Source organism: Methylobacterium oryzae (assembly GCF_036441375.1).
Taxonomy (GTDB): domain Bacteria; phylum Pseudomonadota; class Alphaproteobacteria; order Rhizobiales; family Beijerinckiaceae; genus Methylobacterium; species Methylobacterium oryzae_A.
This window is the reverse complement of the sequence record NZ_MLCA01000014.1, coordinates 545104-562000: the sequence shown is the minus strand read 5'-3', so window position 1 is coordinate 562000 and position 16897 is coordinate 545104. Positions and strand designations below refer to the sequence as shown.

Annotated in this window: 14 protein-coding genes and 1 pseudogene; 4 read left to right on the top strand and 11 right to left on the bottom strand. The window is 68.2% G+C overall.

Features of this window, described 5'->3' with window-relative positions; genetic code table 11:
* Positions 1–40: 40 nt before the first annotated feature.
* The 3 genes from MOTC310_RS26290 to MOTC310_RS26280 all read right to left on the bottom strand — a co-directional run bounded on the left by MOTC310_RS26290 (position 41) and on the right by MOTC310_RS26280 (position 3009).
* Positions 41–1138 carry a two pore domain potassium channel family protein gene (locus tag MOTC310_RS26290; RefSeq protein WP_331304117.1) on the bottom strand — a complete coding sequence of 366 codons (1098 nt, stop codon included), beginning with the start codon at positions 1136–1138 and terminating at the stop codon, positions 41–43.
* A 22-nt stretch (positions 1139–1160) separates the two neighbouring features.
* The gene (locus MOTC310_RS26285; protein ID WP_331303873.1) at positions 1161–1766 is read right to left on the bottom strand and encodes a cyclase dehydrase; all 606 of its coding nucleotides are present in this window, start codon (positions 1764–1766) and stop codon (positions 1161–1163) included.
* A 70-nt stretch (positions 1767–1836) separates the two neighbouring features.
* On the bottom strand, positions 1837–3009 hold the full coding sequence (locus MOTC310_RS26280; RefSeq protein ID WP_331303872.1) for a zinc-dependent alcohol dehydrogenase: 1173 nt from the start codon (positions 3007–3009) through the stop codon (positions 1837–1839).
* A gap of 695 nt (positions 3010–3704) precedes the next feature.
* Here MOTC310_RS26280 and MOTC310_RS26275 point away from each other — a divergent pair.
* A complete protein-coding gene (locus MOTC310_RS26275) occupies positions 3705–4256 on the top strand; it encodes an RNA polymerase sigma factor (RefSeq protein ID WP_331303871.1) in 552 nt (183 codons plus the stop codon).
* Positions 4253–4957, top strand: a complete 705-nt coding sequence (locus MOTC310_RS26270; RefSeq protein ID WP_331303870.1) for an anti-sigma factor — start codon at positions 4253–4255, stop codon at positions 4955–4957. The genes MOTC310_RS26275 and MOTC310_RS26270 overlap by 4 nt, the downstream gene beginning before the upstream one ends.
* A 95-nt stretch (positions 4958–5052) precedes the next feature.
* On the opposite strand, the gene MOTC310_RS26265 is transcribed toward MOTC310_RS26270, so the two are convergent.
* Complete coding sequence (locus MOTC310_RS26265) at positions 5053–5622, bottom strand: fasciclin domain-containing protein (protein WP_024831186.1); 570 nt, start codon at positions 5620–5622, stop codon at positions 5053–5055.
* A 582-nt stretch (positions 5623–6204) separates the two neighbouring features.
* On the opposite strand from MOTC310_RS26265, the gene MOTC310_RS26260 reads away from it, so the two are divergent.
* Positions 6205–6921 carry a recombinase family protein gene (locus tag MOTC310_RS26260; RefSeq protein WP_132367946.1) on the top strand — a complete coding sequence of 239 codons (717 nt, stop codon included), beginning with the start codon at positions 6205–6207 and terminating at the stop codon, positions 6919–6921.
* A gap of 2 nt (positions 6922–6923) precedes the next feature.
* Here MOTC310_RS26260 and MOTC310_RS26255 read toward each other — a convergent pair whose 3' ends face one another.
* Both MOTC310_RS26255 and MOTC310_RS26250 read right to left on the bottom strand, forming a co-directional pair.
* Positions 6924–7550 carry an HGGxSTG domain-containing protein gene (locus MOTC310_RS26255; RefSeq protein WP_331303869.1) on the bottom strand — a complete coding sequence of 209 codons (627 nt, stop codon included), beginning with the start codon at positions 7548–7550 and terminating at the stop codon, positions 6924–6926.
* A gap of 273 nt (positions 7551–7823) precedes the next feature.
* Positions 7824–10568: an AAA family ATPase gene (locus MOTC310_RS26250; protein WP_331303868.1), complete on the bottom strand. Its 2745-nt coding sequence runs from the start codon at positions 10566–10568 to the stop codon at positions 7824–7826.
* A gap of 247 nt (positions 10569–10815) precedes the next feature.
* Here MOTC310_RS26250 and MOTC310_RS26245 point away from each other — a divergent pair.
* A pseudogene (locus MOTC310_RS26245) lies at positions 10816–11619 on the top strand (YbfB/YjiJ family MFS transporter); the annotation flags it as partial.
* Between the two features lie 257 nt (positions 11620–11876).
* On the opposite strand, the gene MOTC310_RS26240 reads toward MOTC310_RS26245, so the two are convergent.
* From MOTC310_RS26240 to MOTC310_RS26220, 5 genes are read right to left on the bottom strand one after another with little or no spacing between them, the layout of a single operon-like run.
* On the bottom strand, positions 11877–13364 hold the full coding sequence (locus MOTC310_RS26240) for a class I adenylate-forming enzyme family protein (protein WP_331291548.1): 1488 nt from the start codon (positions 13362–13364) through the stop codon (positions 11877–11879).
* 37 nt (positions 13365–13401) lie between these two features.
* Positions 13402–14157 carry a CoA-transferase subunit beta gene (locus MOTC310_RS26235; protein ID WP_331291547.1) on the bottom strand — a complete coding sequence of 252 codons (756 nt, stop codon included), beginning with the start codon at positions 14155–14157 and terminating at the stop codon, positions 13402–13404.
* Complete coding sequence (locus tag MOTC310_RS26230; protein WP_331303867.1) at positions 14150–14977, bottom strand: CoA transferase subunit A; 828 nt, start codon at positions 14975–14977, stop codon at positions 14150–14152. The genes MOTC310_RS26235 and MOTC310_RS26230 overlap by 8 nt, the downstream gene beginning before the upstream one ends.
* Before the next feature lie 25 nt (positions 14978–15002).
* Positions 15003–15719: an enoyl-CoA hydratase/isomerase family protein gene (locus MOTC310_RS26225; RefSeq protein ID WP_331303866.1), complete on the bottom strand. Its 717-nt coding sequence runs from the start codon at positions 15717–15719 to the stop codon at positions 15003–15005.
* A gap of 10 nt (positions 15720–15729) precedes the next feature.
* On the bottom strand, positions 15730–16887 hold the full coding sequence (locus MOTC310_RS26220; protein ID WP_331291544.1) for a CaiB/BaiF CoA transferase family protein: 1158 nt from the start codon (positions 16885–16887) through the stop codon (positions 15730–15732).
* Positions 16888–16897 lie beyond the last annotated feature (10 nt).

Below are 16897 nucleotides of genomic sequence, written 5' to 3'. Positions count from 1 at the left end.
AGCGGACATCGTCTACGCGCGCTTACAGGGAGAGAACATATCATCGGCGATTGTCGCCGCCGGGTCTCAGTTCGTCGATGTGGTACGCCATCGAGGGTGCCAGTCGCGCGATGTGTGGCTGCCATCGTGCCCGTTGCGCGAGATAAATCTCGGCGCCTGCCTCGTTGGGCATCGCCTCGATCCCAGCTGAAGAGAGCTGCCTGACAGCTTCTGCAAAGCGGGTGCGCCACGCCTCGCTCTCGGCTCTGCTGACGTCCGCTGGCGTGGGCATATCTCCGGGTAAGAATGTCGTTTCAAGCGTGACCACGAGCAGCATGGCGACGCGCCAGATCGCGTCGACGGCGGCAGCCTCCTTCAGCCATGCTGCCTGACGGCCTCCGATCCCGCTGCGGATCAGCGACACCGTGTCGAGGGCGACGAAGACCTGTGCCGAGACCGAATAAAAGGGCTGACGGAAGCGGAAGTAGAACAACACGGGATAGAAATGATGCACCTCCTTCATCTCGGACAAGGACGCCGCCAGGTCGGCCAAGTGGGTGTAGCCTGAACTAAATTGACCCTGTGGCCCGAGACGCGCCAGGAACTCGGCTGCATCGGCGCTCTCACCCGTCAGGAGATGCAGCTTCAGCCCAAGAGCATTGCGCTGCCGAAGCGCGCTGTAGACCTGCATGACGTAGGTCAGGACCAGCGACGTCGCCGACATGCCGACGAGGGAGTTCACGAGATAGAGGACGCGGTAGCTGTCGGTGACAGGTTTGAAGTCGCTGGCCCCCACGATCGCCATGCTGCTGCCGCCCGCATAGAGGGCGGTCATGAAGTCGGCCGGCGTCTCGCCGCTGCTTGTCCGAACCGCCACACCGAGCGCTGGATGGATGATCAGGCCGGCTCCGAGGGTCAGCCCCAAGGCCCAAAACAGGACGTAGACGATGAGGATGACCGGACCGCAGAAGGACAGAATGGCGCCCCGCTTCTGCCCGACCGCATCGGCGGCGGCGCGGAAGATCGCCCAGGTGAGATGGGCGACCCTGTCCGCGATCAGGCCTGTCCCGATGCGAGCGTAGAGGACCGTCAGGAAGATGTCGGCGAGGACGAGGCCCATGACGAACACGCCCGATGCCTGTTCGAGGACGGGCAGGATCACGCCAGCCATCCTTCCGACCTCAGGCGTTGGTTGGTTTCCAAGGACGCATCGCTTCTGGGCCGATGATGTCGGGCGGCGGTTTGAAGCCGCGTGCCGCGCCCCGCATCGCCTCGGCGCGACGGCGGAAGCCGCTGCGGCGGCGGAAATCGCTTCGGACTTTCTCGGACGGAGCAAGGGGGGCTTCCGCGAGGCCCCGCGCACAGATCACGTCGACTGCGGTGACGCCGGCCAATACCACAAGCGCTATCAGCACGTTGTCCTTGTGCGGGTTATGGCCCTCAAGCCCAGGCAGCACCGTCGCGATATCGAGCGCGTCTCCAGCCACACGTGCGGAGATCCACGGGGTCGGATCGCTTGCACCCAAGATCCCGACCCCCTGTAGGATCTCGCGCACGCCGTAGGCTCGGATGACTGGGGCCGAGCGCGGCATTCCAAGCCAGCGAGCAATGGCGGCGCCGCACGTCACTTCGGTCACCCCGAGGCCGATCGAGAACCAACCTAAGCCTTGGGCGAGTTCCCTGGTTGCGGGATCTGGCCTGCGACGCGGGTCTGAAACGAGATAGGTCGGCAACTCGGAGCGATCTGGAGCGCTGCTTTGATGGCGTTGTGACATAGCCTCGGACATGCTGATTTCCTCGCTGCAATAGGGAGCGAAGTGAGCAGGCCCGCCACAGCGCGACGGGCCGCGGAACCACCTAAGGTCTGAGCACGACCTTGATGCAGTTGTCCTTCTTGTCGCGGAAGGTCTTGTACATCTCGGGACCTTGATCGAGCTTGGCCCGGTGGGTGATGACGAAGGACGGGTCGATCTGCCCATCGTCGATGCGCTTGACGAGGTCGTCGGTCCATCGGTTCACGTGGGTCTGCCCCGTGCGGATGGTCAGTCCCTTGTTCATGAGGGCTCCCATCGGCACCTTGTCGATAAGCCCGCCATAGACGCCCGGGATCGAGAGGATGCCGGCGGGACGGCAGACGTAGATCATCTCGCGCAGCACCGAAGCACGGTCACTCTCTAGCATCACCGCCTGCTTGACGCGGTCGTAGGCGTGTTCGAGCGCGCGCGGCGAATGCGCCTCCATGCCGACGGCATCGATGCACTTCTCCGGGCCTTTGCCGCCCGTGAGTTCGTTCAGCCGCTCGACCGTGCTTTCCTGGCTGTTGTCGATGGTGACGGCACCGCCAGCGCGCGCCATCTCCAGGCGCTCGGGCACGCTGTCGATGCAGACTACCTGCTTCGCCCCGAGCAGCAGCGCGGAGCGCAGCGTCATCTGGCCGACGGGACCAGCGCCCCAGATCGCGACCGTATCGGTAGGCTGGATATCGGCCTGCACCGCCGCCTGCCAGCCGGTCGGGAAGATGTCACCGAGGAACAGCACCTGTTCGTCGCTCAGGTTCTCTGGCACCTTGATGTGTGTCTTATCGGCGAACGGCACGCGAACGTACTCGGCCTGCCCGCCCTGATAGCCGCCGGTGAGGTGGGTGTACCCGAACAGTCCCGCGGTGGTGTGGCCAAAAGCCTTATCGGCGATATCCTTGTTGCGGTTCGAGCGTTCGCAGACGGAAAAGAAGCCGCGTTTGCACTGGTCGCACTCGCCACAGATGATCGTGAACGGCACGACGATGCGCTCGCCTTTCTTGAGCGCGCCGTTAACGCCTTTACCGGTCTCCACGACTTCGCCCATGAACTCGTGGCCCATGACGTCGCCCTTCTCCATGCCGGGCATGAAGTGGTCGTAGAGGTGGAGGTCCGAGCCGCAGATTGCGCAGGCGGTCACCTTGATGATCGCGTCGCGATCATCCTCGATCTTTGGGTCCGGGACCGTATCGCAGCGGATGTCCTCAGTGCCGTGCCAAACCAGCGCCCTCATGGAACTTCTCCTAACATAAATGTATTTTTTCATTCCCCTGCTTTAGATCTTCTCGTCCGAAGGGGGCTTGAAGTTGAAAAGTTTCATGCCTTGAATGAAAAGATCAAAATATCAATGACACCTTCATCGATGTGTAACCTTGACAATGATGCATTCGGCGATGGATTTGGGCCATTATACGGATTGCGAGCGACCAGATTTAGCAAAATTATTTGGTAGACAAGACCGGGGGGCCGCCGAGCTAATCTGGTACCTTGGACGGATGCGCCCTGTCGGAACGGACAAGCGCAGACGACGTCTGCTTCGGCGCATGCTTGGACTACGGGCAGCGACTGCCGCAGGCCGGAGGCTCAATGTTTGCTTCGGGACGAAAGGCCAAGGTTCGGCTGCCACCCGAGCCGAAGTCGCCGGAAATTTGACGAACGGCTGCTTTTGAGAAGCGCTGATAGTTGTCCGAGTGGCTAGGTTTAGTCGACCGCGGAAAGTCCCTTTGCGAGGGATCGGTCAACCTCCGCATCCCGCCCTCAGCGACCTCTCCGCAGCCGCCGCTCCGAGGATTTTGAAAGCGGCCACTTCGAGGCCCGCTTAGCGGGGCTATCGCGCGTGAGGGATCGTCACGGCTAGGCAGTTTGGGTTAAAGCAGCATCCGGTTGGGCGTCCGATAGAAGGCGCCTGGGAGTTTGTAGGGAGCCAACTTGGCCGACGATGCCACGCTGCACCGACTGCTCTCTGGTATCGCCCGGGGAGAGGCAAATCGGCTGGCCGAACTCTACGATCTCACGAGCCCGAAACTTTACGGCCTGATCCTGCGTATCCAGCGTGACCGTGGCTTGGCCGAGGACGTGCTGCAGGACGTCTACATGCGCATCTGGCAGGCCGCGGGCAGCTACAAGCCCGAGGCCGGGCCGCCGCTGCCGTGGCTCTGCACCGTCGCCCGCAATCGCGCCATCGACAGCGTAAGGCGGAAGGTCGAGCATCAGGGCCCGGAATTGGATACCGGCGAGGATTGGGTGGCGCGGCTGATCGATCCGCACGATGGGGCGGCAGATTTCATGGACCGGAACGCCCTCCTGGCCTGCCTCGGCCGTCTCGACCCCAAGTACCGGGATTGCGTCGTGCTGGCCTATTGCGAAGGGCAATCTCGGGAGGATTTGGCGCGGCACTTCGACCGGCCGGTCAACACCATCAAGACTTGGCTGCACCGGTCACTCGCAGGCCTCAAGTCCTGCCTGGAGGCTGTCTCGTGAGCAGCAGCGGCCAGCCCGGCATGGACCCGACGTCCGAGCATGACATGCGCGCGGCCGAGTACGCCCTCGGGACACTCGACGCGCGGGAGCGGGCGGCGCTGGAGCGCGAGGCGAGTCAAGACCCTGACACGGCCAGCCGCATCCGCGAGTGGGAGCGGCGCCTGGCGCCGCTGATGGAGGCCGTGCCACCCGTGGCACCGCCTCAGCGGGTCCGCGAGGCGCTACTGCGCGCGCTGCCAGACGCGACCGACGTAGCGCGAGGTGAACTTCGCCACCTGCGGCGGCAGGTGAGGCACTGGCGGATCGCCGCGGCAGGGTCAGGCCTGCTCGCCGCGGGCCTCGCGCTGTTCGTGGCAATCGGCCCGTCACGAACCCCGGCGGGAGGGCGCTATCTGGCTGTCGTGCAGGGAGGCGGGGCGCTGCCGGCACTGATCGTGCGTGTCGACACGCAGACCGGCCTCGCAGAAGTCAGACCCGTCGGTGCCGACGCGCCCGCCGGGCGGAGTCTGGAATTGTGGTACGTCGGCGCAGGAGGGGCAAAGCCGCTCGGCCTCGTCGGAGCGGCGCCAAGTCAGGTGAGGCTACCGCAGGACACTGCACCGGACGGGGTAATCGCGGTCTCGGTCGAGCCGCCCGGAGGCTCACCGAGCGGCCAACCCACGGGTCCGGTGATCTACACCGGCAAGCTCATCGCCGAATGATCGGACGCGGCGGGTACGCCTGCGAGCGCTCGTGTGATCCGAAAGGCCACACACCTCCGAAGCCCGCAGCCCTCACGGGCCGCGGGCACTGCGCGTTACGGCATCAGCACGGCGTTGATGACGTGGATGACGCCGTTCGACTGCATGACGTTCGGGATGGTCACCGTGGCGGTGTTGCCCTTCTGGTCGGTGACGAGAACCTTCTTGCCCTGCACCTCGACGGCGAGTGGCTCACCCTCGACGGTGGTCAGCACGCCCTGTCCACCACCCTTCTTGGCCAGCGCCATCAGGTCCTTGGCGGTGTAGACGCCCGGGACCACGTGGTAGGTTAGGATCTTCGTCAGCGTCGCCTTGTTCTGCGGCTGCACGAGGCTTTCCACCGTGCCCGGCGGCAGCTTGGCGAAGGCGGCGTTGGTCGGCGCGAACACCGTGAACGGGCCCGGGCCGTTCAGCGTATCGACGAGGCCCGCGGCCTTCACGGCAGCGACGAGGGTGGTGTGATCCTTCGAGTTGACCGCGTTCTCGACGATGGTCTTCTGGGCGTACATCGGCGCGCCGCCGACCATCGGGTTCTTGGCGTAGGCCGCGCCGCTGGCTCCGAGGCTGAGCGCGAGGGTCAGGGCGAGCGCCTGGGCTGTGCGGCGGCCGGTGTTCTGAGTGAGCATCGTGTTTCCTTCAGTCCGAACCCCGATGAACGGGGCAGCGTGGGCCCTTACGAGGCCATCGGAGAGAAAGTTTCGCGGGTTGAATGCAAACGGCCGGGAGGCGATCGCCTCTGCTCCCATCCCGTCTGAACGAACCTGAAATCGCCACAGACGGCGATTTCCAGCATCTGTCTTTGGGATCAAGGATCACGGTCCGATTGTCATCCCAAGCCGAAGTTGCCGGCGGGGTGACGAACGGCCGCTTTGGAGAAGCGCCGACGGCGGTCCGGGCGGCCGGGTTGGGTCGCTAGGAGGCTGTCTGCTTTTCAGGAGTATCGCCTTCAGAGTGTGCCAGCCGACTGGGGTCCTGAGGACGCATGCAACGGCTCGGACAATTTGTCCGAAACATTCCAACGAGCGTAATTTTGTTCAGGCGTTTGGCAAGCGCCGACAGATCGCTACGAGAGTGTACCCGGGGGCCGGGGGCTGGCCTCGGGGTAAGGCAATCGATGGCCCTGCAATGCTCACTCAAGCATCATTGACATCGAGTCGTGCTGTATCATTCTGAGCAACGTCCGTTGCATAGAATGATACGGTCATTCGATGACCCATGGCCGCTTCATCTCGTACCTGCGCGTCAGCACTGATCGTCAGGGCCGATCCGGGCTCGGGCTGGAGGCGCAACGTGCAGCCGTCACCGACTATCTGAACGGCGGCGCCTGGACGCTAATCGCCGAGGTCGTCGAGATCGAGAGCGGTGCTAAAAGTGATCGACCGGAACTGGCTCGGGCGCTGGCGCTGTGCCGGGCCCACCGCGCCGTCCTGCTCGTCGCCAAGCTCGACCGTCTCGCTCGCGACGCGCACTTTCTGCTGGGCCTGCACAAGGCCGGCGTCGACTTCGTCGCCTGCGACATGCCCGCGGCCAACCGGATGACCGTGGGAATTATGGCCGTGGTCGCCGAGGAGGAGCGCCGGATGATCTCGGCACGAACCAAGGCGGCGCTCGCAGCCGCCAAAGCGCGCGGCCGCGTGCTCGGCGGCTTCCGCGGGCGGGCCGGCACGGCCGAGGACGCCGCAACTGCCCGCGCCGTTGCCAGGAGCAAGGCCGACATGCGAGCTGCAGCGCTGGCGCCTATCCTGGCGCAGCTCGACCCCGACGGCACCGCTCCGCTAAACGCCCTAGCGCGAGCGCTGAGGGCCGCGAACGTGCCGACCCCGCGAGGGAGCGGCACCTGGACGCCGACGGCCGTGGCGCGCCTGCGGGCGCGTTTGACGCCGCCCTCCCCCACTACACTGTCCCCTGAGCCTGTCCGTTCATAGGCTCAGTCGAACAGCCCACCGACCAGCGGTGCATCCGGGACCGGTTCGACGACTGCTGCGGCATCCTCGGCGTCGAGGCGAGCGAGGTGGGCACGGAGTTGCGCCCGCAGCGCGTCGAGCTCGGCCATCTCCGGCGTTGGCACGGTGGGCGTCTCAGCCATGATCGAGTCCAGCCACCGACGTGCTTCGAGGGCGACGCGCCCATGCGCCCGCTCGCGCGCTCCACCCGGCTTGTGGGTACGCCGCCACGCCTCCAGCCGCGCCAGCTCGTCTGCGGTCATCGCCGCGATCACTGCGCGGCGCTGCCGGCGCTTGCGCGCTTTTAGTGCGTCGCTGCGGGGCTTGCCCGTGGGCAAGCCGTCAGGGAAGCCCGGCGTGTGCCAGCCAGCTGCCCCGTCTCCGCGCGGGGTGGCGCCGCCGTGCAACTTACAGCGCGTCCGGCCTTTTGCAGGCATCTGCCGGCAGGGCTCACCGGTCGACTTCGCCTTGGCGCCACAGATCGGATGCAGGTGGCGTTGGCTGTTGAACCGCCGCAGCGCCGCGTCGGCGATTGCGCGGAACTCGGCCGAGTATGACCAAGCGTTCGCTTTCCTCGGCTTGCCGGTTCCGGCTGGCGATCGTCGCTTCATGGCACGGTCTCATGAGCTATGAGTGCCGGGGCGGGCTTTTCTTCGTGCCCGGACATTCTGTCCGCCGCTGGGCATTCCGATCCCAAGGACCCTCGAGGGGTGGGGGCGTCGTCAGCGCCCCACCCTCCCCTTTAGGGTCGACGACGTTGACGACACTGACAACGTTGAAATCATTGAACTTTTTCCGCCATCGTCGGCCTCGTCCAATTGACGACGCTGACGACGGCGTCTCCGAGAGCCAAAAACGCAATGATATCAACATCGTCAACGTCGTCAGGTCGAAATTTTCGACGAGGCTGACGAGGGTGGTTCTCGACCCCCTTCCACCTCGTCGGACGACGCTTCGACGACTGCGAACAGCGGGTCGTTGGCGCGCGCTCCGGCCCGTTCCACCCGCACCCGGACTTTCTGTCCAGCGTGCTTCGCGAGTTGGCCGCGGCCGCCGAGGCGGGTGACCAAGAAAAGCCGTACCGTGTTCGGCGCCGTACCGCGGATCAAACCACGTTCGCGCAGCCGTTCGGTGAGGTCGGGCAGGATGGGAGCCAACGGCCCGCGCCCGATGCCGCCGAGCACGTCGAGCACCGCCGCGGCTGCACCATCACAGGCTGCGACCTCCCGTTGCTCGCGTGCCGCCTCTCGCAAAGGCGTCGACCCGATCCGTACGGGCCGCAGAATCGGCGCCTCGTCCCCCTGCGCCTGGAGGAGTTCGGAGGGGCCCATCTCGAAGGCGTCGCGAGGGTCGAGCACCAAACCGCTGCCATTGCCCACCCGCACGCTCTCGCGGCGAAAGATGATCGGCCCGTCGGGTTTGCGACCGTGGCTGAGCTTGGCGTAGGTCATCGCAACATGGTCGCGCGCGGACACGCCGTAGAACTCCGCCTCCTTGGCGGTCAGAGTGTTCAGCGTGACCATCGACCGAACCTTGGCTGCAATGGCGGACGACCCGCGCGCCGCGTTCATGCTCCCGGCCTCGGTGCCGCCGCTCTTCGAGGTGTGGTGGATGACGTTGATACACACGTCCGTAGCCGCGGCGATGCGCACCAGGATCTGCGTGACGGTATCGCAATCGCCGGCGTCGTTCTCGTTCAGGCCCTCGGCCAGGCCAGCGAAGGGCCCGAGCGCCACGTAGACCGCTCCGGTGTCGCGGATGCGCTGCATCAACAGAGTGGCACCGTCGGCTGGCACTAGAACGCCTGTCTCCCGGTCGCGCCGGGCGATCCGCAAGAAGCCGTCGCCGACCCCGGACCACAGCGCTATGGCGTGGCGCATCCCGGTCAGGCCGTAGGCGCGCTGGCCGGCCACGAGCCGGCGCCGCATCTCATCGAGGGGATCCTCGGCGTCGTACACGATCACCGGGCCCCGCCGATGCAGCCGCTCGGGCGAGACGAGGTCCTCGCCGCGCAGGATGCGCTCTTCACCGCTGGCGATCGCAAGGGCATCGAACAGTGCCAGGGTCGACTTGGACGTGCCCGGCTCAGCGACGACTAACAGCAAATCCCCGCACGGGCAGCGCGGATAGATCACGTGCCGGCGGGTCGGGATGGCCCGGGCATCAATCAGCCCGGTGATCAGTTCGTAGCCGCGCGGCTCGGCGGGTGCGGCCGGCGCCGCGTCGATCGCCGGAGGCGCCGGGACCTCCGCCGGAGGCAAGTAGGCGCGCGCCCGCGCCGCCTCGGCGGCGAGGCTGTCATCCAGTGCGCCGTCGTCGTTGGCTGCCCCCGAGATCTCCCACGCGAACCGCCAGGCGTCGAAATCCTTCGGCGCGAGCGCTCGACGTGCAGCGATCCGCGATGCGTTCGCGACGAGGTCGGCACGGGTCCAGTCTTCGGCGGGCGTCGATCTCAGGGGCTCTCCATCCTCATCAAGCTGATCGAACATGATCCGTGCGTGCTCTGCTTGAAGCGAAGCCCAGTCGAGGCCGACGGCCGCTGCCAAGCAGGCAATCTGGGTCTCGCGGGAAGCACCCGCTGGCACGGCCGGCCCGTCGAGATATCGGCACAGCCAGGCGATCGCCTCGGCCTCGGTGGGCCGGCGCACATCCAGATCTCCTTCGCCAATCACCGCGTACGGGCGATCACTTACCGGCCCATACTCTGGCGCGCCGCCGAAGCCGATCTCGCCGTCCCCCTCGACGGCCCCGAACTCCTGGATGAGCGAGAGTGGATTGTGCCCGCGCTCGGTACCAAAGTCGTAGATCCCGTCTGGGTAGACACACAGGTCCTCCTGGAGGACGTCCTCGCGCCAGAGTTCGCCGCTAGTGATCCGCCAAGGACCCGTTGTGGGATCGGCCGTCCAATTGAATAGATTTGGCACCCACGCCTCGCGGCGGGCTACGACGGCGCGCATCACCGCACGCTCGGGATCGATGCACCCACCGACCTGATCCCTCCCGCTCGACCGCTGGGTGTTCGTGGGTCTGCCGCCAGCCTTAACGAGAAAAACCGCAATGCTGCCGAGCAGATTGTCGAGGTCTTCTTTAGTGAGAGCTGGGATTTCCGCGAGCTTGCGACCGGCGAGTCCCGGCGCCTCCAGGCCGTACAGTGTCCCGCTGGGATGGCGCCCGGCGATGACGAGTTGCTGACCGGCCCCAAGTAGCTCGACGGCGTGGGACCCGCGGTTCTCCGGCAGCGTGAATGCGATGCGTCGCTTGCGGGAGGGGGTGTCGGTGCGGAACAGGATCGCCACGCGCGGCGAGCCGTCACGGGTGCGCACCAGCGCACCAGGTCCAATTCTCTCCCGCGCGAGCTCGGCGACTTGCGCGGCCAGCTCTAGATCATCGATGTCGATGTCGAGGGCGGGCAGGACAGCTGTGCGGATGCACAGCCCTGCGTTTGGCCAAGTCCGCCACAACGCAATGTTGTCGGGTGTGGTGACGTGCTGAGTCCAACGCTCGAACCCGAACCACGAGCCATCGCTGAAGCAGCCAGGGATCTTTCCGCGGCTCCCCTCAAGATGCTCTGATACGGCGGCGCCCGGCGGAATCACCGGTAAGATCGCCTCCGTCAGGCCGGCTTGCACGAAGTCATCGACGACACGAGCGAACGGCGATAGCGGCTCTGATGAGATCAGACATGGCGGAGCGGAGATCACGTTCTGCGGGCGTGAACTGCAGCGACCGGTCCCGGTGAGCGCTTCCCCCGCGCCCGTCTCGGCCGCGGGGGAAGCGGGGGGGCGGCTGCCGCTCCCGGCCCTCGCCGCCGGCTTCCTAGCCCTCGCCGTCGCGATCGGCATCGGCCGTTTTGTCTACACGCCGATCCTGCCCGCCATGGCCGAGGCGCTCGGCCTCAGCCGGGCTCAGACCGGCCTGATCGGCTCCGCCAACTTCGCGGGCTACCTCGCCGGCGCCCTGGCCTCGGCGCACCCGCTCCTGCTCCGGGGCCGCAAGCTCTGGCTCGCCGGCGCCCTGGCAACCTGCGTCGCCACGCTCGTCGCCATGGGCAGATGCTCGACGCTGGCCGCGTTCGTTACCCTGCGCTTCGTCGGCGGTGCGGCGAGCGCCCTCGGCTTCGTCCTCGCCACGGCCCTGGTGATGGACCGGCTGGCGCGGACCGGGCGCTCCAACCTGGCCTCGCTCCACTACGCGGGCGTCGGGAGCGGGATCGCGCTGTCGGCGGCGGTGGTGTCCGTCGCGCATGAATCTGGGTGCGCGTGGCGCGCCCTCTGGGCGATCAGCGGGGTGCTGTCTCTGGCGCTGGCCGGACCGATCCTCTGGCTGCTCCGGGGGCCTCCGCCGGTCGCGTCCCGGGCGCCTCCGGCGACCGCGGTCGCCCCGTCGATCGCCCGGCTGGTGATCGCCTACGGCCTGTTCGGCTTCGGCTACGTGATCACCGCCACCTTCCTGGTCGCGATCGTGCGGACGCTGCCGCAGCTCGCGGCGGCCGAAGCCTATGTCTGGCTCTGCGTCGGTCTCGCGGCGGCGCCCTCCGTCGCGGCCTGGGGCTGGGTCGAGCGGCGCCTGGGCTTCCAGACCACCTTCGCCCTCGCGTGCCTCGTCGAGGCGTCGGGTGTGCTGGTGAGCGTCCTGACGGCCCAGGTGCTCGGCATCCTCTACGCGGCCTTCGCCCTCGGCGGGACGTTCGTCGCCCTGACGTCGCTCGGCATCGACGGCGCGGCGTCTGCATGCCGGGGATCGTCAGCGCATCGTCGCGGTGATGATGGCGGCGTTCGGCACCGGGCATGTCATCGGGCCCGTAGCGGCGGGCGTGCTAGCCGACGCGACCGGAGGCTTCACCGCCCCGTCCCTCGCGGCCGCGGCGGCGCTCCTGGTCGCCGCGGCCCTGGTCCTATCGCTGCCCGGCGCGGGTGCGCCGGACTGACGGGCAGCGCTCACCCGGCCGCGGCGCCGGTCCCTCGGGCGGCCAGCAAGCCGCGTAGCGCCTTGCGGTCGGTCTTGCCGACGCCGTTGACTGGCAGCACGTCGAGCTTGCGAATCTGTGCCGGCACGTAGATCCGCGCGAGGTGGCCGCGCACGAAGTCCTTGAGCCCCGGCTCGTCGAGGCCCTCGCCCTCCCGCAGCACCACGAAGGCCACCGGCACCTCGCCGAGATCCGCGTCGGGGGCGCCGACCACGCAGCAATCGCGGATGGCCGGATGGGCGGCGAGCTGCCGCTCGATCAGCGCGGGCGAGATGTTCTCGCCGCCGCGAATGATCACGTCCTTGATGCGCCCGGTGATGGCGAGGAAACCGTCGGCGTCGAAGCGGCCGAGGTCGCCCGTGCGCAGCCAGCCGTCCACGATCGGCTGGTCCGCGCTGCCGAGATAGCCGGCCATCAGGGCGGGGCCGGAGATGCGGATCTCCCCCTCCCGACCAGCCTCGACCGGGCGATCCGTGACCGGATCGAACAGCTCTACGCTCTGGCCCTCCAGCACGGTCCCGATTGTGCCGATGCGACGCCGGCCCGGCGGGTTCATGGTCGAGGTGCAGGTCGCCTCCGACAGCCCGTAGGAGACGAGGAGCGGCACGCCGAAGGCGTCCTCGATCTGCCGGTGCAGAGTCGGGGTGATCGGCGCCGAGCCGCAGCGCAGGAAGCGCAGGCCCGGGAAGCGCTCCCCGGGGCGCAGCAGAGGCAGCATCCGCGCGTAGATCGTCGGCACGCCAGTCATGTAGGTGATGCCGTCGGTCCGCAGCTGGTCGAGGGCTGCCTCGGCCTGGAAGCGCTCCATCAGCACGATCTCGGCCCCGGCCAGGAGGGGCACGATCAGCTGGTTGTTGACGCCGTTCGTGTGATGGAACGGCATGACGTGGAGGAGCCGGTCCGCGGGGCCCGTCCCGGTGTGGCGGAGAACGCCCTCGGCGTTGCAGATCAGGCCTTCGTGGCGCAGCAGCACGCCCTTCGGCCGGCCGGTGCTCCCCGAGGTGAAGAGCAGCATGGCTTCGTCCCCCGGGCCGATCTCGGCCGCGAAGGCCGCGCCGTCGGCGAGGCTGTCCAGTGCGCGGACGTCCAGGCCGGTCAGAGCGGCGGGCGCCGCGTCCGCCTCGGCGACGATGAGATGCCGCATGCCGACGAGCGAGGCCTGCTCGGCCACCACCTCCGGCGCGAGCCCCGGCTCCAGGAAGCAGACGCAGGCGCCGGCCTGCATGGCCCCGAAATAGGCCGCGATGGCCGCCGCACTCTTGGGCGCGATCAGTCCGACCCGGTCACCCTTGGCGACACCCCAGTCCCGGACCGCGCCCGCGGCGGCGTCAATCCGCGCGCCAAGGTCGGCATAGGATACGACGTCGGAGCCCGAGAGCGCCGTGCGTCCCGTCCCCGCATGATCCGCGATGGCCGCGCGCAGCCGCGCGCTGATCGAGTCCGGCATGGCAGCACTCATGGCGGCGATATCCTGTCCCGTCTGTCTGCCCCGCGCCTCAGCGCAGGCGGATGCCCGCATCGGCCTCGAACCGGCCCTCCGGGTCGAGGGCGGTCAGCGCCGCCCGCTCCTCCGGGGTTGGCGGGGGCGTCGGGGCGGCACCGTCCGCCGAGAACGCGAAGCCAGTGCGGTCGCGGACCTCGTCGAGGCTCGCCTCCGGATGCCAGGAGGCCAGGACGAGCCGGCCCTCGCGCTTCGTGAAGACGGCGATCGGCGTGACCACGCCGTGCATGCCGCCGGCCGCGGTGACGAAGTCGAGGGTCTCGACGAGGGTGCGGCGGGAATGCTCGGTGCGCCACGTGACTGCCCGGCGGGCCGTGGGCAGCATCACGGCGCCGCCGCCGCCCCCCGGCAGGCGCACCCGCGGGGCGTGCCAGTCGCCGATGCAGGAGACGTTCGTCCGGCCGAGCCCATCGACCTGCGCGGCGCCCAGGAAGCACAGGTCCATCAGGCCGCGGGTGCAGAGATCGTAGAAATCCTCGTTGGCGAAGATCGCTCGCGAGCCCTCAGCGAGCACCGGGTCGGAGGACGAGATCGGTACCTTCGACGGGTTCGGATCGACCCCGCCGGCGACGTTGATATAGGTGAACGCGAAGGGATAGGCCCGCTTGGCGAGCAAGCAGGCCAGCATCGGCAGGGCCGAGTTCACGCCGCTGAAGGTGATCTCGTTCGGCCGCACGAATCGGGCGAGATTCGTGACGATGTAGGAGAAGCCCGACCAAGCCCCGGTCACGTTGGACGCCGCCTCAGACATGGGCTGCCTCCCGCGCCTCGGGGCCGGCGGCGAGGTGGTCGGCGAGCACGCCCGGGGCGTCGGTCATGTAGGCCTCCACGGCCGGGTAATCGATCTCGTAGTCGGGCCAGAGCGATCCGGGCCACGCCCCGTTCGGCACGATGCTCACCGCCTCGACGAGGAAGTGGGGCACCAGCGTCAGTTCGGGCTGGTCGCGGAAGGAGGCGTCCGGGGCGACCCGCTCGGCCACCACGAGCACGCGCTTGGCCGAGCGGCTCATGATGCGGTCCCAGTGCGAGGTCCCATAGACGCGCACGTCCCCCGACGCGCTGACCTCGTTGGCCTGGATCACCGCGAAGTCCGGCTGGATGCGCTGGATGGCGTAGACCGCCTCGCCGCTGCCGTAGGGGTCCTCGATCGTCTTCCAGCCGTTGAGCGCCGGCAGGTCCGAGCCGTGGATGCCGCCGCAGGGCATGAACGGGACGCCGAACGCTGCCGCCCGCAGACCGGCGGTCAGGCTGGCGCAGGCGTGCTCCTCGAGGCGAACGTCGCCGGACTCGATTGCCCGGCGGTACCAGGGCGCGAGGCCGAAATTGCCTTCCATGGCCACGATCCCCGCCTTCGCCCGCGACAGGGCGCCGGCGCGGCAGAGAACGTCGATGTCGTAGCCGGGCGACTGCTTGACGACCTCGAGGTCGCGGCGCCCCTGGCGGATCAGCTCGCGCACGAACGCGAAGGGGCCGCGGTGCAGGAAGCTGCCGCCGAGCGCCAAGGAGCTGCCGTCCGGCACGCGGGCTGCGAGGTCTGCGAGGGGGACGATCTTCTGGGTTCCGGCGCTCACGGGGCGTCCTCCGATCGGGCGTGTGTCAGGCCGCGCGGTAGGCGCGGATCCGGTCCTTCAGGCCCGGGCGCGCGGCCGAGGCGACGAGGTCGGCGAGGTCGTCCGCGCGGGTGTCGCGGGCGGCGGCGCGGTTCAGGGCCGCCCCGGCCCAGGGAGACAGCCGCGTCGCCGCTTCCGTGGCAGCCGCGACGGTGTCTGACCACGAGCTGGTCGCCGCGACGGCGGTGAGGAACCCGTCGGACAGGGCCTCCGGGGCGTCGAAGACCCGCCCCTCCTGGAGGACGAGCCGGGCCTTGGAGCCGCCGACCCGCTCGGCGTAGCGCCGCGTGCCGAGCACCAGCCCGAAGGACAGGCCGGGCATGCGGAACGTGGCGGCCGGATCGCCGACGCGCCGGCCGCAGGCGCAGATCACGTCGACCCCGGCGCCGAAATTGCGCCCGTGCGCCAGCGCCAGCGTGTCGAACGGAGCGTGGGCCAGGGCCTGGAGAAGCTGCTCGATCCGCACGAAACGGAGCACGAGGTCGCCCTCCGACCGGTCCTCGTAGCCCCCGAAATCGAACCCGGCGCTGAAGTTCCGGCCCGCGCCCTTGAGCACGAGGAGCCGGGTCCCGTCGCCGCCCGCCGCCGCCACGGCGTCGAGGAGCGTGTCGACTAGATCGGCCGACAGAGCGTTCATCTTGTCCGGGCGGTTGAGCGTCAGGGTCAGTGTGTCGCCGCTGCGCTCTTTCAGAAGTTCGTCCATGGCGCCGCCCTCAAGCCGTCCGCGCGCGGGCCGGCACGGCGTCGCCGAACAACTCGGTGTTGTGCTGGCCGAGCGCCGGCGGCTCCCGGTAGATCGGGAAGCCCTCGCCCGAGAACTTGAGCGGCGACACGAAGGTGCGCGTCTCGGCTCCGGACGGCAGGCTCAGCGGCTGGACCCAGCCCATGTGCGTGACCTGCGGGTCGGCCAGCGCGTCGGCGTAGCCGTTGATCGGCGCGCAGGGCACGCCCGCCGCGCGGAACCGGGCAAGCAGATCGGCACAGGTGAGGTCGGCGAAGTCGCGCTCCAAGATCGAGAGGAGATCCCCTTGGTTTTGCGCCCGCAGGGCGGTCGAGGCAAAGCGCGGATCCGCGGCGAGGTCGTCGCGCCCGATTGCTGCACAGGCGGCGCGATAGAGCGCGTTGTTGCCCGCCGCCATGGCAAAATACCCGTCCTTGGCGCAGAAAGCCTGATAGGGCGCGTTGCGCGGGTGGGCCGAGCCCAGCCGCTTCGGATCGCGGCCGCTACCGAAATACTCGCTGGTCTGGAGCGCACCCATCGCCAGTGAGGCCCCGAACATCGAGGCATCGATGTGCACGCCCGTCCCGCCCGCCCGCACCTGGAGCAGCGCCGCCGCGATGGCGTAGGCCGCGTAGAGGCCGGTGCCGAAATCCGAGATCGGCACACCGCACTTCACCGGCGGCGCGCCGGGTTCGCCCGTGACGCTCATCACGCCGCTCATCGCCTGGAGCGTCAGGTCGAACCCGGCCTCGGCGGAGCGCGGCCCCTCCTGACCGAAGGCTGAGATGGAGCAGTAGACGAGGCCGGGCTGCCCGGCGCTGACGCTCGCGTAGTCGAGGCCGAGCCGCTTCATCACGCCGGGGCGGTTATTCTCCAGCACCACGTCGGCGGAGCGGATCAGATCCCGGGCACGTACCTTGTCGGCCGAATTCTTCAGGTCCAGCGTCACGGAGCGCTTGTTGCGGTTGAGCGACGCGAAGTTCTCGCTGAAGCCCTCGTTGAGGGGCGGCCAAGCCCGCATCGTGTCGCCGCCGTCCGGGTTCTCGACCTTGATGACGTCGGCCCCCATGTCGGCGAGCAGCATGGCGCAAAATGGCCCGGCCGCGACACTGCAGAACTCGATCACACGGATACCGGACAGCGGTCGCATGAGCCTACTC